Below are 22,301 nucleotides of genomic sequence, written 5' to 3'. Positions count from 1 at the left end.
ATGTGAACGGGCGCTTCGCGCCCGTGAACAGACGGGCCGTTGGCCCGCGAGCAGAAATCGGTTGGGGAGGGTGTGGCAATCCCCGTTGCCACGATGGCAGAACGCTTCGGTTCGCCTTCGAGTTGAGGGAAGTGTGGACTCCGACACTGTTCGATCCCGTCGTGTGCCACACCAAGGCATAGTACGTGGCCGTCGTAGTGCATCGTATGTTCGACGACAGAACCGACGCCGGCGAACGGCTCGCCGCCGAACTCGAGTCCCGCGGCCTCGAGGCCGACGTCGTCCTCGGGATTCCTCGCGGCGCCTTGCCGGTCGCGCGGCCGGTCGCGGACGCGCTGGACGCCGACCTCGACGTGGTGGTCGCCCGGAAGATGGGCGCGCCGGGGAACCCCGAGCTGGCGATCGGCGCGGTTGCCAGCGACGGCAGCGTCTGGTACAACGACGACCTCCTCGAGCGACTCGGCGTCTCCGACGACTACCTCGAAGAGATCCGCGAAGAGGAGGCCGAAAACGCCGCGGAAAAAGCGGATCGCTACCGGCCGCCGGACCGTTCGGGACTGCCCGACCTCGAGGGGAAGCGCGCGGTCGTCGTCGACGACGGCGTCGCGACCGGCGCGACCGCGACGGCCTGTCTCCGACAGGTGCAGGATTCCGGCGCCGAGTACGTCGCGCTGGCGGTCCCGGTCGGTTCGCCCCGCGGTATCGCCGACCTCGAGCGCGAAGCCGACGAGGTGATCGCTCTCGAGACGCCCGAGTCGTTCCGCGCGGTCGGCCAGTTCTACCGCGGGTTCGGCCAGGTGACCGACGAGGAAGCGATGGCGTACCTCGAGCGCTGAGAGGCCGTCAGTCGATCGGGATCCGGGTGACGCTCCGGGCGGGCGAACGGATCGGTACGGTCGCGTCCGCGTCGAACTCCCGGAACTCGGTCTCCGCCGACGCGAGCGGGTCCGCATCGCGGTCCCGCGCCTCGAGGTCCTCGAGCGTTCGTTTGATACCCAGATGGTGGCCCGCGCCGACGACGGCGACGACGTCGCGGCCCTCGCGGCGGAGCGCGTGAAGCCGCCGGCCCATCGATCGATCGCGGCGGTCGATCATGATCTCGGTCAGTTCCGGCAGGAGCAGCCGCATCTGTTCGATCGCCGGCTGGACGTCCTCGCCGCTGGTGATCTCCTCGAACGACGTCGTCAGCAGCTCGAGCTGTTTGGCCTGTCGGTCCGGTCCCATCCGCTGGGTGCGCGCGAACAGCTTCGGGAGCAGTTCCGGTCCGACGCGGTCGGCGAGCGCGGAGAGCGTCTCCGCGATCGGATCGTCGATCAGCGCGACGTCTATGTCCAGTTCGGCCGCGGTCTCGACGGCCGCCTCCATGTCGGTCTGGCCGGGATCGAGCCCGTACAGCCGGACGACCGTCCGCTGGACCGCCTGCAACACGGTGTAGGCCGCCGCCGTCGCCGGCGGTAACTCCCGGGCCAGTTCGAGGGGGCTGCGGCCGCTTCGCTCCTCGAGGCGGTCGTAGCGCTGGTCGTCGAGTTCGACGGCGACGACGTCCGGTTCGGTCTCGCGGATCGTCGACCGGACCCGACGCCGGTGGGTCGGCGAGAAGTGGACGCTCGGAACGATCGTGATGGTTCCCTGGGCGGTCATGCCCGTCGTGGTACGCTCGCCACGGCCTTGAAACGGTGACCCGACCGCGCCGGGAGGGCGAACTGGGAGAGCGACCCGTCGTCAGGGCCAGAGCCCGCGCGCTTCGTGGGCCTCGGCGACCCGCGAGAGCGCGACGGCGTAAGCCGCGTCGCGCCACGTCAGGTCCTTCGCCTCGACCTCGTCGCGGACGGCCGACCAGGCGTCGACCATCTCGGTCTCGAGTTCCTCGTGGACCCGTTCGAGGCTCCAGGCGCGGCGGTTGATGTCCTGGAGCCACTCGAAGTAGCTGACCGTCACGCCGCCGGCGTTGGCGAGGATGTCGGGGACCACGTGAATCCCTCGCTCCTCGAGGATGGTGTCGGCGGCGAACGTGGTCGGGCCGTTGGCGCCCTCGACGACGACGTCCGCGTCGATCGCGTCGGCGTTGTCCGCGGTGATCACGTTGCCGACGGCGGCCGGCACGAGGACGTCGACGTCGAGTTCGAGCAGTTCGTCGTTCGAGAGCCGATCGACGTCCGTGCCGACGGCGGCGGCGTAGGCGGTGACCGCCTCGGGCTCCTCGTCGTGGGACGGGATGTCGGCGACGTCGATCCCGTCGGGGTCGTAAACGGCGCCGTTGACGTCCGAGACGGCCACGACGGTCGCACCCCAATCATCGAGCAGGCGCGCCGCGTTGGCGCCGACGCTCCCGAAGCCCTGGACGGCGACGGTGACGTCCTCGAGCGGGTAGCCGTAGTAGTCGCAGGTCTCGCGCGTGACGATGGCGACGCTGCGGCCGGGCGCCTCCTCGCGGCCGTGGGAGCCGCCGACGACGGGGGGTTTGCCGGTGACGACGCCGGGGATGGTCTCGCCCTCCTGCATGCTGTAGGCGTCCATCAGCCAGGCCATCGTCTCCGGACCGGTCCCCATGTCGGGGGCGGGGATGTCCGTCGTCGGTCCGATCACGTCGCGGATCTCCTGGGCGAACCGGCGCGTGAGCCGTTCGGTCTCCGCGTCGGACAGCGACTTGGGGTCGACCACGACGCCGCCCTTCGCGCCGCCGAAGGGGAGGTCCATCACCGCGCACTTCCAGGTCATCCACATCGAGAGGCCGACGCACTCGTCGCGCGTCACTTCCGGATGGTATCGAAGGCCGCCCTTGTACGGCCCGCGGACGCTGTCGTGCTGGGCGCGGTAGCCGGTGAAGACGTCGACGCTCCCGTCGTCGCGCTCGAGCGGGACGGCCACCTCGTGGACCGCCGCGGGGTGTTTGAGCCGCTCGAGGACGGCGTCGTCGATCTCGAGGTGGGTCGCGGCGCGATCGAGTTGTCTGCGCGCGGTCTCGAGGGCGGTTTCGGGTTCGGTCGACTCGACCGAGCGGTGCTCTTCGGGTGGCGCCGTCGACTGCTGGTTCGAAGCCATGAAGTCGGAATTGGGTTACTCGATCGGTGTACCGCGATTACGCATGTCACCGCCGCAGTCGGGGCAGGTCGTTCCCGACGGCGCGCGAACGACGGTTCCGCAGTCGAAGCACTCGTAGGTCGATTCCTCGTCGGGAGTGAGTGGAACGTCTTTCATGGAGAGATCGGTCACGGCACTTAGGAATAATAAGGATATTAGGATAGGCATATTCGTAGGATAACTAGCGTCGACGGTTAGCCGGGGTTCACTATTCAACCCCTGGCGCAGCGTTTGCCGGGAGGCCGAGCTCGTCGAACAGCAGAACGAAGAGTTTCCGCTGGACCGCCCGCACGTGACGGTAGAACGCGGCCGAGGAGATGCCGAGCGCGTCGGCCATCTCCTCACCGGACTGCTCCCGAGGCGACTCGAAGTAGCCGCCGTAGTAGGCCAGCTGGACCACTTCGAGCTGTCGCTCGGTTAGTCGCTCGAGCAGTTCGCTCCGGAGGTCTTGTGCGGTCGTTCTGTCGACGGTCCGCTTGGCGTGGAGGTCGACGTCGTCGAACGCGTTCGAGACGACGTCGACGCTGTTCCCCGCGTCGACGGTCGGCGGAACGTCGACGACGACGCGCGCGCCGTCGGGGGACGCCTCCACGCTGCGGAGCACGACGCCGTGGTCCGCGAGGCGCAGCGCCAGAAATGGCGGCGCCAGTTCGAGCAGGACCGTCCCCCCGTGATCGTCCGTGGCCTCGGCCTCGGTCTCGCCGTCCCCGGCACCGACCGCTCGAGCGCCCTCGACGGCGACGAGATCGGTGGCTGCCGCTACGACGGCGTCCGCCGGGGCGCCCTCGACGGTCGCGAACACCGCGGCGCCGTCCTCGTGGAGGCGGACGCCGCCGTCGAACGAGAGGACGCAGTCGGCCCGCCGGGCCAGCCGCGAGAAGACGAAACCGTCGTCGCCGACGTCGAACTCGAGGCGGGTCCGGGAGTCCGTCAGCAGCGCCCGTTTGCGCTCGACGGCGGCGATGGCGGAGGCGATCGTCTCGCCCAGTTCCGCGAGGACGCTTCGCGTGACCTCGTCGAAGGCGTCGGGGCGGTCCGCGTAGACGGCCAGCACGCCGTAGGCGAACTCGTCGTAGGCCAGGGGCACGCCCGCGACGGACTGGTACTCCCGGGAGAGCGCCGCCGAGCGCCACGGCTCCTCGCGGAGCCCGTCGGCGACGTTCGAGACGACCGTCACCTCGCCGTCGGCCGCCGCGCGGGCCGCGGGTTCTGCCGCCTCGGAAAGCGAGAGCGAGACGCCGTCGAGGTAGTCCCGGCCGCGGCCGGTCCCGTCGTGGGTGTTCGGCTCGAGTCGTTCGCCCGGGGCGTCGGTCGTTCCGATCCAGGCGAACGCGAACCGGTCGGCCGCGGTCAGTCGCTCGCAGACGGCGGTCTCGATCTCCTCGCGGGTCTCGGCCCGGACCAGCGCCGCGTCGATCTCGCGGATGATCTCGTTGATCCGATCGAGTCGCGTGAGCCGCCGATTCTGGCGCTTGAGTTCCCGGTCGCGCTCGCGGAGGGACCGCTCGCGTTCGACCCGGTCGAGGGCGGCCTCGGCCGTCGCCGCCAGCAGGTCGGTCAGTTCGCGGTCGACAGCGTCGAACGCGTCGCGTTCCGACGACCCCGCGAGGAAGACGCCGTGATCGCCAAGCGGAACGACCGCCGCGCCCCTGATATCGGTCGTCGGATCCGCCAGCGCCTCGGCGTCGCGGACGTCCGCGAAGAACCGGGACTCGCCGTCGATGAAAGCCCGTCCCGAGACGCTGTCCTCGCCGACCGGGTGCCGCGAGAGCGGCCCGTGGAGGCGGTTCATCCCCGGCGAGGCCGCGACCGGCTCGAGAACGTTCTCGTCACTGTCGAAGAGGTAGACGCCGCTGGCCTCGAGGTCGAGCACGTCGGCGGCGTCGGCCGCGACGCGGTCGGCGATCTCGCGGTCGCTCTCGGCGTACAGCAGTTCCCGCGCGGTCCGGTGGAGGGCGGTCAGGGCCTCCTCGCGGCGCTTGCGCGTCGTGACGTCGCGACAGCTGTAGAGGGTCGTCCCGCCCTGGATCGAGACCTCGCGGACGTTGACCAGCAGCGTGTGTTCGCGGCCGGCCCTGTCGGTGGCCGTACACTCGATATTGGTCAGCACGCCCTCCCGCTCCAGTTCCTCGCGATCGAAGAGCTCCGAGCCCAGGAGGTCGTCGATCGTCCCCATCTCGTAGATCTCCTCGTCGGTGTAGCCGAAGATGAAGTGGACGTTCGGACAGACGTAGGTGAACTCCCCGTCGTCGTCCGCGATGAGGACCGTGTCGGTCATGTTGTTCAGCGTCACCCGGTGGAGCTCCTCCGACTCGCGCAGCTCCCGCTCGAGGCGGGCGCGCTCGGTGACGTCGTTCGCCCGCGCGAGCAGGGAGACGACGGCCCCCGAATCGTCGCGGACGGGGCGGACCGTCACCTCGAGCGTCCGCGGGTCGTCGGCCGTATCGGCTCCGGTGCCGGTTTCGGTTTCGACGCCGGCGTCCGTGTCCGTACCCCCGCCGTTCGCCCGCGCCCCGCGATCGAGTTCGAGGGTCACCTCGCGGTGGACGACCGCCCCGGTCGCCGCTCGGTCGACCGCGGTCCGGATCGTCGATCGGTCCTCCTCGAGGCGGTTCCACAGCGGGAGATCCGCGAACGGCTCCCCGCGAACGTCGGCGCCGGCCGCGTCGGGCGTTCCGCTCGCCTCGAGGGCGCGCTCGTTGGCCCGACGCACTCGCCCGTCGGTCTCCAGCACCCACGCGTACGTCTCGGGATCGTCGAACACCGCGCCGAACTGGCGGGCGCGCTCGCGACGCTCGCGCCGGTCGCGGCCCGCCTCGATCGCCCGTTCGACGGCCGCCTCGAGGGCCGAGGCGTCGCGGTCGGCCGGCACGTACTCCGTGACGCCCGCGGCGATCGCGTCGCCGGCGAGGCTCTCGCCGCCGTTGCCCTCGCGGGGCGCGAGGACGATCGGAACGTCCGGATCGCGGTCGCGGATCCGTTCGACGAGTTCGAGGCCGGTGGCGTCGGCCACCGACTGGGGCGTCAGGACGCAGTCGACCGACCGCGTCTCGAGGGCCTCGAGGGCCGCCGCCGCGCTCGAGACCTTCTCCTCGCTCCGCCGCGAGTCGAGCGAGTCGAGCAGCGACGCCGGGTCCGCTCCGGACGGTTCGACGACGAGCACGGTTCCACCGTCGTCGATTCCTGCGGTAACCATTCGTCGTACGTAGGGTCCCGGAGCGATAGAATCCATCGCTTCTCCTCGGCCCGTGCGAGGCGACGGACCGATACGCGTTCCCGTCTCGAGGCCCTGGTAGCAGCCATGCGCGTCGCCGTCACCGTCGACGATCGGGAGCCCGCGGGCCTCGTCGAGGCCGTCCGCGACCACCCCGACGTGACGGAGGTCGTCGTCGACCGGCTGTCGACCGGCGACCTCGCGATCGATTCGGTCGGTATCGAACGCAAGACCCTGCGGGACTACGTCGACAGCGCGATGGGTCGCTCGGGATCGGATCTCACCGATCAGGTCGAGCGCATGGCCGCCGCGTACGACCACTCTTACGTCCTCCTCGAGGGCGATTTCGCCGATCTCGCGACCCTGCGGACGGCCGTCTCCCCCGAGTCGGTCCGGGGCTCGATGGCCTCGATCACGGCCCGCCACGAGGTGCCGGTCGTCCCCTGTACGGACCGCGCGCACCTCGTCGACTACGCGATCCGATTGGGGCGAAAGCACGTCGAGGAGCCCTCGAGCCGTCGGCTCCCGGTCGGTTCCGTACCGAGCCGTCGCGAACCCACGACCAAGCGGATGTACGGCTGTATCGAGGGGATCGGTCCCGAACTCGCCGCGACGCTCTACGAGCGCTATCCCACCGTCGAGTCGCTGCTCGAGGCCTCCCTCGAGGAACTCACAGAGATCGAGGGAATCGGCGAGCGGCGGGCGCGGACGATCGACGCCGCGTTTCGCGAGGACGGACGCCCGGAGTAACGCCGCAGCGAGCGGCGATCAGCGGGCAGGAGCGCGGATCGTACGGTTCGATCGCGTCGGCACCACCGGCGTGTGACATTCTAACGCGGCTACCGGACCGTTCAGACTCAGGCCGGCCCCTTATCCCGGCCGACTGGCTACGGGCTGACGCGATGGTTGGTTTTCGAGACCGCTTACTGCTACTGACCGGTGGCGCGACCGCGATCGCGATCGGTGCCGTCCTGGCCAGCAGCGGCCTCGTCGACGTCGGAATCGGCGACCGGGTGAGTTCCGGCGTCGTCACGGGCGTCTCGCTGCTGGTGCTCTCGCTGATCGCCGCAGGGTGGTACGAATCGCAGGACCAGATATCCGACTCGTGACGTCCGCGGGGCCGACGGCGGTTGTAGCCGAGCCGTAGTACCTGACTCGAGGCGCACCGAGCGACGCGGATCGAATCCGGCGTCTAGTCGGTTCGATCGACCGGCCACGCCGTCTCCATCGGAACCCACTTCTCTTCGGGATCGACGTGACCCGCGCGGACGGCGTTGAGGACGGCTCCGAGCAGGAGACAGAGCCCGCCCAGGTACACCCACGTCAGGATCAACAGGACGGCGCCGGCGATCCCGAACAGGGCGACGCTCTCGGAGGTCGAGACGTAGAACCGAAAGCCGACGGCCAGGACGGTCCATGAGACCGCCGCGAAGGCCGTCCCGGGGAGCACCTCGCCGACCGAGACGTCGGGCTGGGGGAACAGGTAGTACATCGGGAAGAAGACCGCGAGCAGCAGGCCGGCCAGCAGCAGCGTGCTGCCGGCCGTCGTCCAGCCGCCGTTGACGACCACCGAGAGACTGATTCCAACGACGGTGACCAACGCGACGCCGACCGCGAACGTCGCCGTCACGAGGACGGTGTAGAGGGCCGTCACGAGCGTGACCGTCGCCGCCGTCGCCACGTACGACTCGTCCTTCGGGACGTCGTAGACCACGGTGAACGCGCTGTTTATCGCCTGAAACAGTCGAACGGCGCTCCAGAGCAGGACCGCCACGGCGAGCAGCGCCGCCCGCGTCCGAGCGCTGCCCTCGGTCATCCCCTCGAGGCCGCCGCCGGTCACCGTCCCCTCGAGTCCGGCCGCCGTCTCGAGCGTCGACACCAGCGGCTCGAGGCCGTCGACGAGCGAGACAGCGACCAGCGCCAGGATGACCAGCGGGACGAGCGTGTTGAACGCGTGGTAGGCAAGTCCCGCGGCCGTGACGCTGAGCTGGCGTTCGTGAGCGACCGCGACGACGTCACGAACGAGCGCGAGATGACTCGAGTCGGCCATATCCCGACCTCAACGATCGGTCGGAAATGGATTCGGCCGGCAGATTACGTCTTCCGACGGGCACGGGAGCGGACGCCGTCTTCAGGTGTACGACGGAAGCGTCGCGAGAAAAAAAGGACTCGAGCGACAGCGGCTACTCGTCGTGGCGAATGGCCTGTACGTGGCCGACGACGCCGCTTTTCAGTTCGACCTCCGGCCCCTGCGGGTCGTCGCCGTAGATCGTCCCGACTTCGCCGACGATCGGTTCCGTGTCCGTCGACTCGACGTCCTGATCGCCCTGTACGATCTCGACGGTGACGCCCTGTCGCAGTTCCTCGGCTGTCGGTCGTTCGTTGGACATGGGCGATGGTGGGTCGGTCGCGTCGAAAAGCGTAGTGCCTGCAGTCGTCGGAGCCGGTCGCTCGCTCGCGGTGACCGACGGATGGCGTCGACCTGAACACCCGGTCGGCGGTGGCGCGCGCTGTCGATCGGACCGAGCGAGAGCGAGGCGATCGACGAAAGTGCGCGAGGGATGAGCGAGCGGAGCGCGGCGCTACGCGCCGCGGTGAAGCGAACGGCGCAAGCCGTGAGCCTCGGAGTGAGCGAATCGGTTGGGGAGGGAGTGGCACTTCCCCGTTGCCACGATAGTGGTTGCAGTGTCCGCTCGGTTTCGTTCAACTCGCTGCATCAATCGAAGTTCAATCCTACAGTCGCAGTTCGAGTCCATCCGAGCGACGCGCCAATTCGAACGAAACCTCGATCGATCGAATTCAGACGACGTCGCCGCGGACGGTCACGCCGTCCTGCTGTTCGCGCCAGGCGTGAAGCTCCTGGGCCGCGGTCTCGGCGTCGGCTTCCTCGAGCCCGAGCATCTCGAGGGCCTGCGAGAGCGTCGGCAGCGCCAGTTCGCTCTCCCGGAGCTTGCGAAACGCCTCCTCGCTCGTGGTGCCGTCGGCCCAGAGACAGACGCCGCGGGGGTCGAGTAACTGGGTGTAATCCTCGCGCAGTTGCGCTCCGCGCAGCCGCTGGGTGACGTTGTCCTCGAACGGCGAGTTACAGACCTCGAGGTGGATCGGCTCGTCGTCGCCCAGCAGGTGGGCGGCGAGACACTGCTCGGGGGCGGCGTGGCCGTTGGCGTTGGCCCGCAGGTACTCCGGATGCGCGGCCGCCCAGTCGGCCCGGACGGACTTGCCGATCCCCTCGATATCGTACTCGGCGGCGAGTTCGTCGGCGTCGACCTCGCTATCGCCGCTGTCGTCGCGCATCAGTACGTCCTTGGTCACGTAGACGTCCAGTCGCTCGACGGGATCGAGCCCGAGCGCGACGTCGCCGAAGGCCCACACTTCCCGGACCGGAACCGGCATGCGCTCGCTCTCGACGGTGTCGACGAGGGCTTCGAGGCGGTCGACCGCGTCGTCGCGGTCAAATCCATTCATGACGCGTACGTGCGGGCTCGAGTCGCAAAACGGTTTCTTCGGAGCCTCGAGACCGCGGCGGGCGACGGGCGGCGGAGCCGTCGATCGTCGCTCGAGACTCGAGCCGGCCGCGGCGGTTGTGTCAGGAGAGGACCTTTTTTATCGGTTCCCGGCGAACGGAATCCCATGCGACACCGGATCTTCAACGAGGACGGCGACGAGGAACTCGTGTTCGTCATGGGCTGGGGCAACCGCTGGACCCACGAGAACGTCAGCTGGCTCATCGGGACGCTGACCGAGGCCGGCTACCGGGTCCACGCCTTCGAACTCCCGACGAACATCGACGACTTCAAAGCCGACTGGCTCGAGCCGATCGCCGAGTACGTCCGCGACCTAGAGGAGTACCAACTGCTCGGCCACAGCGCTGGCGCGCTGATCGCCCAGGCCCTGGACGGCGCGGACAACCACGTCTACCTGAGCCCGTGGTGGGGCTACGGCGAGACGGTCCCCGAGCCGCTGCTCGAGGCCGTCTCGAAGCTACCGACGACGCTGCCCTGTCTCCCGGTGTCCGGGCTCGACCGCGAGGCGATCGGCGAGGAGGCCACCGACCACCAGCTCGAGACGACGCCGAACTGGGTCTCGCCGGCGTTCGTCCGCGAGACGCGCCGCGCCCAGGAGGAACTGCTGACGATCGACCACGACGCGGTCGTCTTCTGCTCGCTGCGCGACCCCGTGATTAGCCTCCGGCCGATCGGCGAGCGCGTCCCCGCCGAACACGTCGTGCTCTACGACGGCGGCCACGAGCTGTTCTCCTCCGCGAGCCGCGACCGCCACGTCGAGACCCTGCTCGCCGCCCTCGAGGACGGTGCCGCGGCCGTCGAGGACGACGAGTCCGAAGAAGAAGCGGATCCGGTGCCGGCCTGAAGGCCGCGGCTCGCCCGTCGTACGACGACGGGTTCGCGACGGTCTCGCTCGAGTCCGCTCAGTCCGGAAGCGAGAGCACGATGGTCGTTCCCTGCGACTCCTCGACCAGTTCGACGCTCCCGCCGGCCTGCACGACGATCGTCCGAACGATCCAGAGGCCCAGCCCCTCCGAGTGGATCATCGGCGACTCGATCCCCTCCTCGAGGACGGTTCGCTCGGTCGCCGGCAGTCCGGGGCCGTCGTCGGCGACGACGACATCGACGCCCTCGCGCGTTCGCCGAACTGCGATGCGAACCGCGGGATCCGCCCGCTCGCTGTGTTCGATTGCGTTGTCGAGCAGTTCCCGGAACGCGCGTTCGATCTTCGGCGTCGTCCGAACGGAACACACTTCGGGACGGTCGGTCTCGATGGTCGCCGACGGATAGCGATCGCGGACGTCGTCGACGACGGCGTCGATCGCCGCGGTGAGGTCCAGTCGGCGGACCGGCTCGTCCCCGTCGAGGACGGCGTCCCGGAGACACCGCGTCTTGGATCCGAGTTCGACCAGTCGATCCGTCTGGTGTTTGATCTCCTCGAGGTACGGGTCGACGTCCGCCGGAACCTCGTCGTTCGCCTCGAGGAGTTCGGCGTTACCCCGGATGACGTTACAGTTGTTCCGCAGGTTGTGCCGCAGGAGTCGGTGCAGGACGCTCGTCTGCTGGAGCGCGTGCTCGAGTCGGTCGGTCGTCCGCTCGTGGCGTCGCTGATTCGAGCGCACGAGCGCGTAGACCAGGCAGGTCGAGCCGACGACGAAGACCCAGCCCTTCGCGGTCTGGAGCCGCGCCGTCGTCTGCGGATCGCCGATCAGTCCCAGCACGACGTAATCGGTGACGACGATCCACGACGTCCCGACGAAAAGGTACGTGAACGCGATTCCAACGGCGCTCTGGAGTCGACCGATCATCGTTCCATGGTGTGTTCGGCTGCAATCGGCGGCACTCGTCGACGCTCTCCCCCGATATGTTTGAGACTGTCTGACTAGCATTAAAGACTTTTCCCGTCGCCGTCGTCGAACGCGTCGATCGGCCGGTCGTCGGTCGGCGATAACCCGTCGGACGCCGTCATACCCGTCCGCTTCCGGTCTCGCGAAAGAGCTTCTCGACACGACGGCGCGGGAGCGGGGCGGCCGGGGGACGAAAAGACGAAACGGACATACGCGTTCGTCGGTAAGGTGGCGGCGATGGACTGTAATCGGTGTGACGAGGAGGCGGTGATGCACGCCGCCTACTCCGGGGCACACCTCTGTGCGGATCACTTCCGCGAGTCGGTCGAGAAGCGAGTGCGCCGCCGGGTGCGCCGGGACGATCTGGTTCCGCGAGACGCGACCCCCGAGAACCCCCAGACGTGGGTGATCGGCCTCTCCGGCGGCAAGGACAGCGTCGTCCTGACGCAGATCCTCCACGACACGTTCGCCGAGGATCCGCGTATCGAACTCGTCGGCCTGACGATCCACGAGGGGATCGAGGGCTACCGCGACAAGTCGGTCGACGCCTGCGTCGAACTCGCCGACGACCTGGGGATCCGCCACGAACTCGTCTCCTACGAGGAGGAGTTCGGCGTCCGGATGGACGACGTCGTCGAGGACGACCCCGAGAACATGGCCGCCTGCGCCTACTGCGGCGTCTTCCGCCGGGACCTCCTGGAGAAGTACGCCGAGAACCTCGAGGCCGACCTCCTGCTGACCGGCCACAATCTCGACGACGAGGCCCAGACGGCGCTGATGAACTTCCTCGAGGGCGACGTCGAACAGATCGCGAAACACTTCGACGCCAGCCTCGGCGCCCTCTCCGAGCGCGAGGAACAGAGTGAGTTCGTTCCGCGTGCAAAGCCGCTTCGGGACGTCCCCGAAAAGGAGGTCGCACTCTACGCCCACGTAAACGACCTCCCGGCCCACATCACGGAGTGTCCCCACGCGAGCGAGGCCTACCGCGGCGAGATCCAGCAGTTGCTCTACGAGTTAGAGGAGAACCACCCCGGCACCCGCCACTCGATCCTCGCGGGCTACGAGGATCTGGCCGCGATCGCCGCCGACGAGTTCAGCGGCGACGACGGCGCCGAACTGCGCGAGTGCACCGAATGCGGTTCGACGACGACCCGCGAGATCTGTCGGAAGTGCTCGCTGCTCGAGTCGCTGGTCTGAACTGACTCGAACGGAAACGAGCGTCAGAGGGCGGTATCGCAGTAGTCACACGTCGTGCGGTCCGGATCGTTCGGCGCGCCGCAATCCGGACAGTTCGCCGGCCGCTCGGCGCCGCTCGTCTCGTCCGCGCGGCCGTCGCGATCCGCGTCTCCGTCGGAACCCAGCGGTGCGCCGCAGTCCGGACAGTAGCGGACCGCCCACCCGCCGTCGTCCGTTTCCTCACCGACACTGTCGTACTCGAGAGCCGAACCGCAGTTAGGGCAGTAGTTAGGCGATCCGGCGCTCCCGTCGTCTCGCGTCCGGTTTCGGTACACTTGCACGGTGCCGATCGCGAGCAGCGGCACGAATATCGCCCAGCCGATCGGCCCCATCGCGACGATCGTCACGAAGAGGAGATAGCCGACGACGAGGGCGCCGACGACCTGCAGGGCGAGTCGGAGGGACATACTAGCTCTCGTGTCCGCAATCCAACTAATGCGTTCCGGCGACGGCACTCCGCCCGGTACTGTCGCCGAGCGACCGACGCTACGGGGATCCGACTCGTTCGCCCGTAGGCGGATCTGGAGGCCTACCGTCGTATACGGTCGTAAACGGGTGATAAAGCGACTGCGATCGTTCTCGAGACTCGTCACTCGGGGACTCGAGACGAACGCCGAAAAACGGATCCGATCCGTCGATCGATCCGCGAGTAGTGGTGAGTGGTGTGTCGTATCGCGGACCGCCTGCCGCGGACGGCGGATGGTGTGTCAGGTGCGTCGATGCCGTCGCAGTGGCGGTTCGAGCAGCGCTCGCGCGCGGCGCGTCGATTACCGGATCACGTCGACGCCGTGCTGTTTCTCGACCTCTTCGCGGCCGCCGTCGCTGTGCGCGTTGGAGCCTCGCGTCCGCGAGCCCGCTTCCTCGACGTTGTTGCTCGCGTCGAAGTCGGCCTGGTTGAATCCCTCGATGCTCTTGCGGGACTTGTCGGCCTGCTTCTGGGTCGTCGGACCGAGCACCTGCGCGCTCTGGACGCCGGTCATGATCGCCATAACCCGCACCTTGCCCTTGTAGTTGTCCTGGATCCGCGCGCCCCAGATGACGTTCGCCGAGGCCTCGAGGCGCTCGGTGATGTTGTCCGCGATGCCCTCGGCCTCTTTCAGCGTGAGGTCGGGGCCGCCGGTGATGTGGACCAGTCCGCCGCTTGCGCCGCGGTAGTCGACGTCCAGCAGCGGGTGGTTCATCGCGTCCTTGACGACCTCGTCGGTCTTGTTCTTGTCCTGGGTTTCGCCGACCAGCATGACGGCGACGCCGCCCTGGTTCATGATCGTCGACATGTCGGCGTAGTCCAGGTTGATCAGCGAGGGCTGGGTGATCGTCTCCGAGATACCCTTGACGGTCTCGGCGATGATCTGGTCCATCACCGAGAACGCCTTGCCGATCGGGAGGTTCGGAACGTAGTCCAGCAGCCGGTTGTTGTCGAGGACGATGATCGAGTCGGCCTGATCTCGCAGCTTCTCGAGGCCTTCCTCGGCCTTGACCGTCCGCGCACGTTCGACATTGAACGGCGTCGAGACCATACCGACGACGATCGCACCCTGTTCCTTGGCGATCTTGGAGACGACGGGAGCGGCGCCGGTACCGGTTCCGCCGCCCATCCCGGCGGTCACGAACACGAGGTCCGCGTCGCCGAGGACCTCCTTGATCGTGCTCTGGGCCATCTCGGTCGCGCGTTCGCCCATCGATGGGTCGCCACCCGCGCCGAGCCCGTTAGTGAGGGACTTGCCGACCAGGATCTTCGTGTCGGCCTCGATCATCTTCAGGTGCTGCTTGTCCGTGTTGATAGCCACGGTGTCGGCACCGTCGACGCCGATGTTGTACAGCCGGTTGATCGTGTTGTTACCCGCACCGCCGCAACCGACGATGACGATTCGGGGGTCGCCGAACTCGTCCTCGTCCATGTCTTCCATCTCCCGGGACTCCTGTTCGGCGTTTTCGAGTGCGTCTTGAACGATATCCTGCATCGTTACACCTTGGCCCAGTTGTGTTTGCCGGACTGCTCGCTCGGTCCGTCGCTCTGTTCGTTGATCATCTCGCGAACGGCCGACCGGATCGCTTCGCTCCGGTTCGGGAACTCGCCCGAGTCGACCAGTTGTTCGACCTCCTCGATCTGCTGTTTCGGAATTCGCAGTGTCACACGCTCCATTGTTGTATTCCCCTTGGGGTAAGACGGCGCGCGCCCCTGTCAGACGCGACGTGTCTTACACGGAGCCGCCCGAGATCGGGCGTTTTTCGGCGTTTGCCGACCGTTGTAAGACGACCGTCTTACGCGAATAAGTGGAATACTGCCATACACAATAAAACTTTCGTCGGACGCGACTATCCGTGTCTTACACAGGTCCTTATGACGGAGTGTCACGTCCGAGCACGTCCGCCGCCGGCGTCCGACGACCGCAGCCGGGACAGAACGACCAGTCCGAACGGACCTCGTCACCGCACTCACAGAACAGCCGTCGCGACGCCTTCTCTCCGCAGTTGGGACAGAAGACGTGGTCGTCCGCGACCGGCTCGCCACACTGTCCACACTGGACGGGACCGTCGTCGTCCACCGCCGACTGCTCGTCGGTACTGGCGGGGGCGGTGTCCTCGACCGGATCGTCCGACTGATGGGTGACGCTGCGCGCGCGGTCGCCCGCGGCTTCCGGCCGCCCGTCGCGGGCGTCGTCCGCGAGCGAAACGGTGACGGAGATCTCGTTCGGTCCGCGGCGGTCGCGCGTGCGGGCGCCTCGGTCTAGCTCCCGAAGGCGTTCGTCGATCCGTTCGTCGACCCGCCGGCGGATCAGGTCGTCGATCGCGCCCGTGCTGGCCTCGTTCGCCGCGCCGTCACGTTCCGACCGTCCGTCGGCCCCGAGATACGAGCGCAGCGCCTCTCGCATCGCTTCGCTCTTGGAGATCTCGAGCGCCTCGAGTTCGTCGACGAGGTCGTCGTCGGCGCGGAACGTGATTTTACTCATTCGGAGCTACGCGAGTATTGATACTCCAACTATATCAATCATGTTGATCGCGCTGTAAGACACGGCGGTCGCACCGACGCGAATAATAACCCTTATGTGACCGACGGCGACTATGTTGAGGTACGCCCGCCCTTAGCTCAGACTGGTAGAGCAGTCGACTGTAGATCGACTTGTCCCCCGTTCAAATCGGGGAGGGCGGATTTTCTCCGAAAATCCGACCGACACGATTTGAGCTTGTGAGTCGCAGCCCCGGAACGGCGCGAAGCGCCGCACGCCCGGAACGTCTCACTCCGTTCAAATCGGGGAGGGCGGACTTTTTGGGATTCAAAACGACGAGCGGCGCGAGTCGCTGGAATCCCGAAACGGAGATCCCGACACGATTCGAACATGAGAGTCGCACGCTCGCGAGCGAAGCGAGCGAGACCGTCTCTCAGCTGTTCAAATCGGGGAGGACGGACGTTTCCACATTTCAACCGGCGAACGTAGCGAGCCGCTGGAATCTGGAAAAGCGAACCTCGAGTCGGTTTGGACACGTCAGTCACAGCGCGCAAACGTAGATAGTGAGTTGGCCGTCAGACACTGTTAGGAGATGCTCTTCGATCGTCTCCAATAACGCCGAAAGTCGACTGGAGGTATTCGTCTCCGTTCTACCGGCCGTACGGAGAAAGTGGCGGCTCAATCGAAGACGTGGACGTCACCGGTCAGGTTGTCCTCGATGTAGTCCCAGTCATAGTCGACGCCGAGTCCGGGGCCGTCGGGAACTTCGACGCGACCGTTCTCGTCGATGGCCTCGAGTTGGTCGGAGTACCCGCCCTCGTAGAGGGGCGGCGTGGTGTTGTCGCAGTCGGGATGGACCAGCGCGAGTTCGTAGTAATTCGTATTCCGCGTGGCGGCGATACAGTGGCGGTGAGCCGGTCCGGGCGCGTGGAACTCGACGTCCAGCCCGAACGCCTCGGCCATGTGAACGACTTTCATCGCGCCGGTGATGCCGGCGTCGTACTCGGGATCGGTCCGGACGAAGTCGGTCGCGTCGTTGACGACGAAGTCCGCGTGGGGTTCCAGCCCGCGGACGTGTTCGGTCTGGAGAAGCGGCGTCTCGAGCATCTCGCCGAGTTTCCGGTGGCCGTGCTGGGAGATGCCGCCGTCGCGGTAGGGATCCTCGTACCAGAAGAAGTCGTGGTCGTCGCAGGCGCGGCCGACCTTGAGCGCGTCCGCGAAGGTCTCGTACTCGCAGGCCGGATCGAACATGAGATCCATCTCGTCGCCGACGCGCTCGCCGACGGCGTGGACGGTCTCGACTTCCCGCTGGATGTCGCGAGCCTCGTCGCTGCCGCCCCAGCCGTGGATCTTGAACCCCCGGTACCCCATCTCGAGACACTCCTCAGCGAAGTCCGCGAACGCCTCCGGCGAGTCGAGGCCCCCGTTCTCGTCGCCGTGGTAGGTGGAGGCGTAGGCCGGAAATTCAGTCCGGTAGGTGCCGAGCAGCTCGTGGATCGGCGCGTCGTAGTACTTGCCGGCGAAGTCCCACAACGCGATATCGAGCGGCCCGATCCCCATCCGGTCGTACTTCCGGAGCGCGCGCTTGATCTCGCTCCAGTGGCGCTCGCGCTTCAGGGGATTCTTCCCGACGAGGTACTCCGCGTACGTCTCGATCTGGTCGGGCGCGGTCGACGTGACGAGAACGTACTCGCCGGTGACGTCGACGTCGGTGTGAACCTTGAGCGCGAGTTGGGTCGCCTGGAGGGTGGAACCCGGTTCGTACACCAGGTTGAAGCCGTTGCCGTCCGTTCCCAGGTCCTCGAGCGGATACTCGAACTCCATCGTCTCGATGCGCGTAATCTCAGGGGCCATGCTCCCACCAATCCGAACAGAGTCGCTTAAGCGCTCCGTCTGCGCCCGATATTTACCGCTTGTCGGGTAGTTTCAGAAAGCGTGTGCGAACAGGTTTCCCGACCCGAAGACCTCGGCGGCAGGGAGGCGAGCGATGTCCGAGTTCGTCTCGGCGCGCGAACTGTATGACACGCGGGTCGGACGCCGTCGTCCATCCCGCCCGTCAAGCGACCGATTCCCACGTTCGCCGTGTGCTCGAGCAGCGTGAAATTCGAACTGAATTCTCAGTTCGCGCGAGTACAGATTGCACACGGGGGATCGGTGACGGTCGCCCGGAACCGCGAGCGCGGCCGCGACGTCGACGCCGTCGCCTGCGATCGTCGCCCCTTCGAGTGAGTAGCGAGATGCTTGCTAGCAGTAGGCAGAACTATTAATGATATGTCTATTGAATGGTAGAACGGGCTGGAGTGGTAGGTGATAGTGGTGGTTCGCTCCAGCCCGCTTTCCTCTTAGGAGCCGTTGCCCTTTAACTCTACGACACTAGTTAACACACAGCAGTAAACGTGCCCAAATATTCCAGATCATCAACTCGAGAGGGGGTTCTAGCCTGCCCGATCCCGAGGTGATCGTCGCCAGCGTGCATCATACTCTTGCTTTCGACGGGAGTCGCCTGAACGCCTGTGTCGTCGATCGCGACCCGCACCCGTCGACGGCGAGATCCGTTCTCGACTCGTCGGACGAATGTCGACGGCGGTGGTAACGGGACGGCCTGCGGTGGCCGAGAGCGTCGTCCGACGGCGGCCCGACATAACCGCAACCGATCCACGGGCAGAGCGTTACGCCGCGTCGTCGGCCGCCGGCAGCGTAAACGAGAACGTCGCCCCTTCGCCGGGCTCGGCGTCGACCCAGATCTCGCCGCCGTGGCGCTCGACGATCCGCTCGCACAGCGCCAGCCCGATTCCGGTTCCGGCGTGTTCGTCGCGGCTGTGGAGGCGCTGGAAGACGTCGAAGATCCGCTCCTGATCCTCGGCCTCGAGACCGATTCCCTCGTCTGCGACCGAAACCGTCCATTCGTCGCCGCGGCGCTCGGCGGAAATCTCGATCCGGGGCGGCTCGTCGCCGCTGTACTCGATGGCGTTGTCCAGCAGGTTCTGGAGGAGTTGGCGCAACTGGTCGGTGTCGCCGTCGACGCGGGGCAGCGGCTCACTGTGGATTTCGGCGTCGTGCTCCTCGATCGTGAACTGCAGGTCGGCGAGGACCTCCTCGAGCACGTCGTCCAGAGCGACCGGCTCGAGGGGGTCGCCTCGCGTATCGACCCGGGAGTACTCGAGCAGGCCGTCGATCATCGCGCGCATGCGGTCGGCGCCGTCGACCGCGAACTCGATGAACTCCCGCCCGTCCTCGTCGAGGTCGTCCCCGTACCGACTCTCGAGCAGTTGCAGGTAGCTCGAGACCATCCGCAGGGGCTCCTGCAGGTCGTGGCTGGCGGCGTAGGCGAACTGCTGGAGGCGCTCGTTCGACTCCTCGAGTCGCTCGACCAGTTCCTCGAGGCGGCGCTCGCGCTCGATCCGCTCGGTGATGTCCTGTGCGAAGCTCAGGCCGGCGAAGATCTCGCCGTCGGCGTCCCGTAGCGGCGTCGCCCACACCTTCCAGTGGCGGCCGACGACATCGGCCCGGGTGCTGCCGGACTCGCCGTCCTCGACGGCGGCCCGGAACAGCGGTTCGAGGTCTTCCACGGCGTCGTCGGGGTAGAGATCCGGCATCCTCGTCCCCTCGATCTCGTCCGCGCTGGGTGCGGGGTCGCCGACCTTCTCGCCGGCCGCCAGCGTGTATCGGAGATCGTGGTCGTAAACGCCGACCGTCCCGTTCGGGAAGTGTTCGGCCAGCGTCCGGTAGAGTCGCTCTGACTCAGCGAGCCGACGTTGAGCCTCCCGACGCTCGGTGACGTCGATCATGGTGACGACCCCGCGGGTCACCGTGCCGTCCTCGTCGCGGACCGGCATCCCCTCGAGTTCGACGATCCGTTTGGCGCCGTCGGCGGCGTCGATTTCGACGACGTCGGGCTCGGTAACCTCCTCACCGGCGGTGACCCGGGCCAGCGTCATCTCTTCGGGGGCGACCGGCTCTCCCGAGTTGGCCCACCGCACCGGATACCGTTCGTACTCGTCGACGGAGTCTGCGTCGAAGACGTCGCCGCCCCAGATCTCGTGGGCGACGTCGTTGGCCTCGACGATCTCGCCGTCGGCCTCCGCGACGACGACGCCGACCGGAAGCACCTCGAAGAGGGTCTCGAGTTGCTCCGCGTACCGCTCGAGTTCGCGTTTGCGCTGGTTGCGGTCGGTGACGTCGCGGACGACGCCGACGCGACCGACGCCGTCGCCGATCTCCAGCGGCTGAAACCGACTCACGACCGGGATCGGCTCGCCGTCGGTCAGGAGTTGTTCCTCGAGTTCGGCGACGGCGGTCTCGCCCGCGAGGATCTCCCGCTGGAGGTCGTCGCCCTTCGAGACCTGGTCCTCGCCGAACGCGACCGACGCGTGGGTGCCGATCAGCGACTCCCGGTCGGTCCCCAGCATCGACGCGAACGCCTCGTTGACCGTGATGAACCGCCTCTCGCCGTCGAGGACGTAGACCCCCTCGTCGATCGTCTCCACGATCCGGCGGTACTGCTCGAGTTCGCGCTCGCGTTCCTTGCGTTCGGTGACGTCGGCGATGATTCCCTCGACGAAGTCCCCCTCGTCGTCGACGACGCTGCGGCCGTAGTCCCTGACCCATCGCCGCTCGCCGTCGGCGGTCTCGATTCGGTACGTTTCCGAGAAGATCTCCGCCTCGTCCGCCGCCTGCTGGACGGTTTCGTACGTCCTCTGGCGGTCCTCATCGAGCATGACGTCCTCGCCCCAGCTCACGTCGCCTCTCTCGAGCGCGTCGGGTGCGTATCCGGTCAGCGACTCGCAGGCGTCGCTGACGAACTCCATCGGCCAGTCCCGCTCGTTGCGACAGCGGTAGACCATCCCGGGGACGTTGTCAATCAGCGTCGAGAGCTGTCGCTCGCGTTTCTCGAGTTTACGCTCGTACTCGCGGCGCTCGGTGACGTCGCGGGCGACGGCGATGACGTACTCCCGGTCGAGTTCGACGTGGGCGGCGTTGACCTCCACGGGGTAGGTGGAACCGTCCTTGCGCCGGTGGGCCCCGTCGAAGGTGAGCCGCCCCTCAGCGCGCAGCTCCTCGACGAACGACCGCCACGCCTCGCGATCGGGAATCTCGGTCTCGAGATCGGGAACCGTGAGCTCGAGGAACTCAGAGCGGGAGTACCCCCGCCGCTCGCAGGCGGTGTCGTTGACGTCGAGATACCGGCCCGTCTCGGGGTCGACCACCAGCACGCTGTCGGTGGAGTGATCGAGCAGGGTTCGAAACAGTTCGAGTTCGCGTTCGCGTTCCTCGCGCTCGGTGACGTCGCGGTCGGAGACGATAATGGAGACGACGTCGCCGTCGTCGTTCGTGACGGGCCTGAAGTAGCCGCTCAGGGTGTACCGCCGGCCGTCGGGGCGAGTGAGATCGGTCTCGAAGTCGACGTACTCGCCGGCCGCGGCCCGCTCGGTCCACCGTTTGACGTCGTCCCCGACGTCGTCGCCCTCGCCCCACCACGGCGTCTCCCAGAACGGCTCGCCGGTCACGTCCTCTAAGTCGGCGTCGATGTACTCCATGGCCGTCCCGTTGATGTCGAGGACCGTCCCGTCGGGCTCGAGCAGGCCCACGAGGATGTTCGGGTCCTCGAAGACCGCCGCGTACCGTCGCTCCTTCCGCCGGAGTTCCCGCTTACGGGCCTCTCGCTCGGAGACGTCGCGGATGATGCCGGTGAAGTATCGCTCGTCGTCGTACTCGACCTCGCTGAACGAGACTTCCAGCGGGATCTCGGTGCCGTCGGCGCGAACCCCCGGCAGTTCGACGAACTCCCAGTCGAGCGTCCGTTCGGCGCCCGCCAGATACCGCGCCAGCGCCTCGTAGTGCCGGTCGACCAGTCGGTCCGGCATGAGCGTCGTCAGCGATTCGCCGACGAGGTCGTCCGGTTCGTAGCCGAAGACGGTCTCGACTGCGGGGTTGATCGTTCGAATCGTGCTCTCCTCGTCGACCGTGACGATCACGTCGCTGGCCGCCGCCGTGATCGCTCGGTACTGTTCCAGTTCGCGGTCGCGCTGTCGTCGCCGCAGTCGCTCGCCGACGTCCCGGACGACGCCGACGGTCCCCTGCAACTCGCCGTCGTCGACCAGCGGCCCGATTCGGACCTCGCACGGGATCGATTCGCCCTCGACCGTGTGGACCGTCATCTCGAGATCGAACGGCTCACCCCGTCGGTCGCTCGTCGCGAGTCGCTCCTCGAGGCGCTCGCTGTCGGTCTCGGAGAGGACGAAGGAGACGTGTTCGCCGCGGAGCTCGTCGCGCTCGTAGCCGACCAGTTCGCGGAAGTCGTCGTCGACCGCGACGAAGCGATTGTCAGTATCGAGCCGGCAGACGCCGCCGTCGACGGTCGCCACCAGCGTTCGAAACTGCTGGAGCGCCTCCGCGTCGCCGCCCCAGTCCGCGTCGGAGGCCTCCACTCGTTCACTCATATAGTCGGAAATGACCGGCGGGTCGGATAAGT

The 22,301-nt window shown here is 67.3% G+C and carries 20 protein-coding genes and 1 tRNA gene; 7 read left to right on the top strand and 14 right to left on the bottom strand.

Annotated features, from left to right (window positions below; genetic code table 11):
- Window positions 1-206 precede the first annotated feature (206 nt).
- A complete protein-coding gene (locus tag HTZ84_RS01555; RefSeq protein WP_174679069.1) occupies window positions 207-836 on the top strand; it encodes a phosphoribosyltransferase in 630 nt (209 codons plus the stop codon).
- 7 nt (window positions 837-843) lie between these two features.
- Here the strand turns inward: HTZ84_RS01555 and HTZ84_RS01550 are convergent, their stop codons facing one another.
- From HTZ84_RS01550 to HTZ84_RS01535, 4 genes are all read right to left on the bottom strand, one after another.
- Window positions 844-1,641, bottom strand: a complete 798-nt coding sequence (locus HTZ84_RS01550) for a TraB domain-containing protein (RefSeq protein WP_174679068.1) — start codon at window positions 1,639-1,641, stop codon at window positions 844-846.
- A gap of 81 nt (window positions 1,642-1,722) precedes the next feature.
- Window positions 1,723-3,042 (bottom strand): glutamate dehydrogenase GdhB, encoded by a 1,320-nt coding sequence (gdhB, locus tag HTZ84_RS01545; RefSeq protein WP_174679067.1) that lies wholly within the window; start codon window positions 3,040-3,042, stop codon window positions 1,723-1,725.
- A gap of 15 nt (window positions 3,043-3,057) precedes the next feature.
- Complete coding sequence (locus tag HTZ84_RS01540; protein WP_174679066.1) at window positions 3,058-3,198, bottom strand: rubrerythrin-like domain-containing protein; 141 nt, start codon at window positions 3,196-3,198, stop codon at window positions 3,058-3,060.
- 91 nt (window positions 3,199-3,289) lie between these two features.
- On the bottom strand, window positions 3,290-6,277 hold the full coding sequence (locus tag HTZ84_RS01535; RefSeq protein ID WP_174679065.1) for a bacterio-opsin activator domain-containing protein: 2,988 nt from the start codon (window positions 6,275-6,277) through the stop codon (window positions 3,290-3,292).
- 105 nt (window positions 6,278-6,382) lie between these two features.
- Between HTZ84_RS01535 and HTZ84_RS01530 the strand changes: the two genes are divergently transcribed.
- Window positions 6,383-7,045 carry an ERCC4 domain-containing protein gene (locus HTZ84_RS01530; protein ID WP_174679064.1) on the top strand — a complete coding sequence of 221 codons (663 nt, stop codon included), beginning with the start codon at window positions 6,383-6,385 and terminating at the stop codon, window positions 7,043-7,045.
- A gap of 152 nt (window positions 7,046-7,197) precedes the next feature.
- Window positions 7,198-7,404 (top strand): hypothetical protein, encoded by a 207-nt coding sequence (locus HTZ84_RS01525; protein WP_174679063.1) that lies wholly within the window; start codon window positions 7,198-7,200, stop codon window positions 7,402-7,404.
- An 83-nt stretch (window positions 7,405-7,487) separates the two neighbouring features.
- Here HTZ84_RS01525 and HTZ84_RS01520 read toward each other — a convergent pair whose 3' ends face one another.
- The 3 genes from HTZ84_RS01520 to HTZ84_RS01510 form a co-directional block, all read right to left on the bottom strand.
- Window positions 7,488-8,345 (bottom strand): YihY/virulence factor BrkB family protein, encoded by an 858-nt coding sequence (locus HTZ84_RS01520; RefSeq protein WP_174679062.1) that lies wholly within the window; start codon window positions 8,343-8,345, stop codon window positions 7,488-7,490.
- A 133-nt stretch (window positions 8,346-8,478) separates the two neighbouring features.
- Complete coding sequence (locus tag HTZ84_RS01515; RefSeq protein WP_174679061.1) at window positions 8,479-8,685, bottom strand: DUF2196 domain-containing protein; 207 nt, start codon at window positions 8,683-8,685, stop codon at window positions 8,479-8,481.
- A gap of 409 nt (window positions 8,686-9,094) precedes the next feature.
- The gene (locus tag HTZ84_RS01510) at window positions 9,095-9,760 is read right to left on the bottom strand and encodes a DUF7095 family protein (protein WP_174679060.1); all 666 of its coding nucleotides are present in this window, start codon (window positions 9,758-9,760) and stop codon (window positions 9,095-9,097) included.
- A gap of 165 nt (window positions 9,761-9,925) precedes the next feature.
- Here HTZ84_RS01510 and HTZ84_RS01505 point away from each other — a divergent pair, with 165 nt between their 5' ends.
- Window positions 9,926-10,663 (top strand): alpha/beta fold hydrolase, encoded by a 738-nt coding sequence (locus tag HTZ84_RS01505; RefSeq protein ID WP_174679059.1) that lies wholly within the window; start codon window positions 9,926-9,928, stop codon window positions 10,661-10,663.
- A gap of 58 nt (window positions 10,664-10,721) precedes the next feature.
- Here the strand turns inward: HTZ84_RS01505 and HTZ84_RS01500 are convergent, their stop codons facing one another.
- On the bottom strand, window positions 10,722-11,606 hold the full coding sequence (locus tag HTZ84_RS01500) for a sensor histidine kinase (RefSeq protein ID WP_217468186.1): 885 nt from the start codon (window positions 11,604-11,606) through the stop codon (window positions 10,722-10,724).
- A 276-nt stretch (window positions 11,607-11,882) separates the two neighbouring features.
- Here HTZ84_RS01500 and ncsA point away from each other — a divergent pair, with 276 nt between their 5' ends.
- The gene (ncsA, locus tag HTZ84_RS01495) at window positions 11,883-12,842 is read left to right on the top strand and encodes a tRNA 2-thiolation protein NcsA (RefSeq protein ID WP_174679058.1); all 960 of its coding nucleotides are present in this window, start codon (window positions 11,883-11,885) and stop codon (window positions 12,840-12,842) included.
- A gap of 23 nt (window positions 12,843-12,865) precedes the next feature.
- Here ncsA and HTZ84_RS01490 read toward each other — a convergent pair whose 3' ends face one another.
- The 4 genes from HTZ84_RS01490 to HTZ84_RS01475 all read right to left on the bottom strand — a co-directional run bounded on the left by HTZ84_RS01490 (window position 12,866) and on the right by HTZ84_RS01475 (window position 15,832).
- Window positions 12,866-13,288: a zinc ribbon domain-containing protein gene (locus tag HTZ84_RS01490; RefSeq protein WP_174679057.1), complete on the bottom strand. Its 423-nt coding sequence runs from the start codon at window positions 13,286-13,288 to the stop codon at window positions 12,866-12,868.
- A gap of 360 nt (window positions 13,289-13,648) precedes the next feature.
- On the bottom strand, window positions 13,649-14,842 hold the full coding sequence (gene ftsZ, locus HTZ84_RS01485; protein WP_174679056.1) for a cell division protein FtsZ: 1,194 nt from the start codon (window positions 14,840-14,842) through the stop codon (window positions 13,649-13,651).
- A gap of 2 nt (window positions 14,843-14,844) precedes the next feature.
- A complete protein-coding gene (locus HTZ84_RS01480) occupies window positions 14,845-15,024 on the bottom strand; it encodes a ribbon-helix-helix domain-containing protein (protein ID WP_008894261.1) in 180 nt (59 codons plus the stop codon).
- Window positions 15,025-15,220: 196 nt separating this feature from the next.
- Entirely contained in the window at window positions 15,221-15,832 is a 612-nt protein-coding gene (locus tag HTZ84_RS01475; protein WP_174679055.1) for a double zinc ribbon domain-containing protein, read from the bottom strand.
- Between the two features lie 126 nt (window positions 15,833-15,958).
- On the opposite strand from HTZ84_RS01475, the gene HTZ84_RS01470 reads away from it, so the two are divergent.
- Window positions 15,959-16,032, top strand: a tRNA-Tyr gene (locus HTZ84_RS01470).
- A gap of 475 nt (window positions 16,033-16,507) precedes the next feature.
- On the opposite strand, the gene HTZ84_RS01465 is transcribed toward HTZ84_RS01470, so the two are convergent.
- On the bottom strand, window positions 16,508-17,683 hold the full coding sequence (locus HTZ84_RS01465) for an enolase C-terminal domain-like protein (protein ID WP_174679054.1): 1,176 nt from the start codon (window positions 17,681-17,683) through the stop codon (window positions 16,508-16,510).
- 243 nt (window positions 17,684-17,926) lie between these two features.
- Here HTZ84_RS01465 and HTZ84_RS22990 point away from each other — a divergent pair, with 243 nt between their 5' ends.
- Window positions 17,927-18,058: a hypothetical protein gene (locus HTZ84_RS22990; protein WP_256402100.1), complete on the top strand. Its 132-nt coding sequence runs from the start codon at window positions 17,927-17,929 to the stop codon at window positions 18,056-18,058.
- Between the two features lie 440 nt (window positions 18,059-18,498).
- Here HTZ84_RS22990 and HTZ84_RS01460 read toward each other — a convergent pair whose 3' ends face one another.
- Window positions 18,499-22,269 carry a PAS domain S-box protein gene (locus HTZ84_RS01460; RefSeq protein ID WP_254611688.1) on the bottom strand — a complete coding sequence of 1,257 codons (3,771 nt, stop codon included), beginning with the start codon at window positions 22,267-22,269 and terminating at the stop codon, window positions 18,499-18,501.
- Between the last annotated feature and the right edge of the window lie 32 nt (window positions 22,270-22,301).

Source organism: Haloterrigena gelatinilytica, from assembly GCF_013342145.1.
Classification (GTDB): domain Archaea; phylum Halobacteriota; class Halobacteria; order Halobacteriales; family Natrialbaceae; genus Haloterrigena; species Haloterrigena gelatinilytica.
Note: the sequence above shows the minus strand (reverse complement) of the source record. Positions and strands in the feature narration are given on the sequence as shown.

Bases quoted from the DNA above. Each gene is read 5' to 3' on its own strand.
- HTZ84_RS01555 (WP_174679069.1), top strand. From the start codon at position 207: ATGTTCGACGACAGAACCGACGCCGGCGAACGGCTCGCCGCCGAACTC.
- HTZ84_RS01550 (WP_174679068.1), bottom strand. From the start codon at position 1,641: ATGACCGCCCAGGGAACCATCACGATCGTTCCGAGCGTCCACTTCTCG.
- gdhB (WP_174679067.1), bottom strand. From the start codon at position 3,042: ATGGCTTCGAACCAGCAGTCGACGGCGCCACCCGAAGAGCACCGCTCG.
- HTZ84_RS01540 (WP_174679066.1), bottom strand. From the start codon at position 3,198: ATGAAAGACGTTCCACTCACTCCCGACGAGGAATCGACCTACGAGTGC.
- HTZ84_RS01535 (WP_174679065.1), bottom strand. From the start codon at position 6,277: ATGGTTACCGCAGGAATCGACGACGGTGGAACCGTGCTCGTCGTCGAA.
- HTZ84_RS01530 (WP_174679064.1), top strand. From the start codon at position 6,383: ATGCGCGTCGCCGTCACCGTCGACGATCGGGAGCCCGCGGGCCTCGTC.
- HTZ84_RS01525 (WP_174679063.1), top strand. From the start codon at position 7,198: ATGGTTGGTTTTCGAGACCGCTTACTGCTACTGACCGGTGGCGCGACC.
- HTZ84_RS01520 (WP_174679062.1), bottom strand. From the start codon at position 8,345: ATGGCCGACTCGAGTCATCTCGCGCTCGTTCGTGACGTCGTCGCGGTC.
- HTZ84_RS01515 (WP_174679061.1), bottom strand. From the start codon at position 8,685: ATGTCCAACGAACGACCGACAGCCGAGGAACTGCGACAGGGCGTCACC.
- HTZ84_RS01510 (WP_174679060.1), bottom strand. From the start codon at position 9,760: ATGAATGGATTTGACCGCGACGACGCGGTCGACCGCCTCGAAGCCCTC.
- HTZ84_RS01505 (WP_174679059.1), top strand. From the start codon at position 9,926: ATGCGACACCGGATCTTCAACGAGGACGGCGACGAGGAACTCGTGTTC.
- HTZ84_RS01500 (WP_217468186.1), bottom strand. From the start codon at position 11,606: ATGATCGGTCGACTCCAGAGCGCCGTTGGAATCGCGTTCACGTACCTT.
- ncsA (WP_174679058.1), top strand. From the start codon at position 11,883: ATGGACTGTAATCGGTGTGACGAGGAGGCGGTGATGCACGCCGCCTAC.
- HTZ84_RS01490 (WP_174679057.1), bottom strand. From the start codon at position 13,288: ATGTCCCTCCGACTCGCCCTGCAGGTCGTCGGCGCCCTCGTCGTCGGC.
- ftsZ (WP_174679056.1), bottom strand. From the start codon at position 14,842: ATGCAGGATATCGTTCAAGACGCACTCGAAAACGCCGAACAGGAGTCC.
- HTZ84_RS01480 (WP_008894261.1), bottom strand. From the start codon at position 15,024: ATGGAGCGTGTGACACTGCGAATTCCGAAACAGCAGATCGAGGAGGTC.
- HTZ84_RS01475 (WP_174679055.1), bottom strand. From the start codon at position 15,832: ATGAGTAAAATCACGTTCCGCGCCGACGACGACCTCGTCGACGAACTC.
- HTZ84_RS01465 (WP_174679054.1), bottom strand. From the start codon at position 17,683: ATGGCCCCTGAGATTACGCGCATCGAGACGATGGAGTTCGAGTATCCG.
- HTZ84_RS01460 (WP_254611688.1), bottom strand. From the start codon at position 22,269: ATGAGTGAACGAGTGGAGGCCTCCGACGCGGACTGGGGCGGCGACGCG.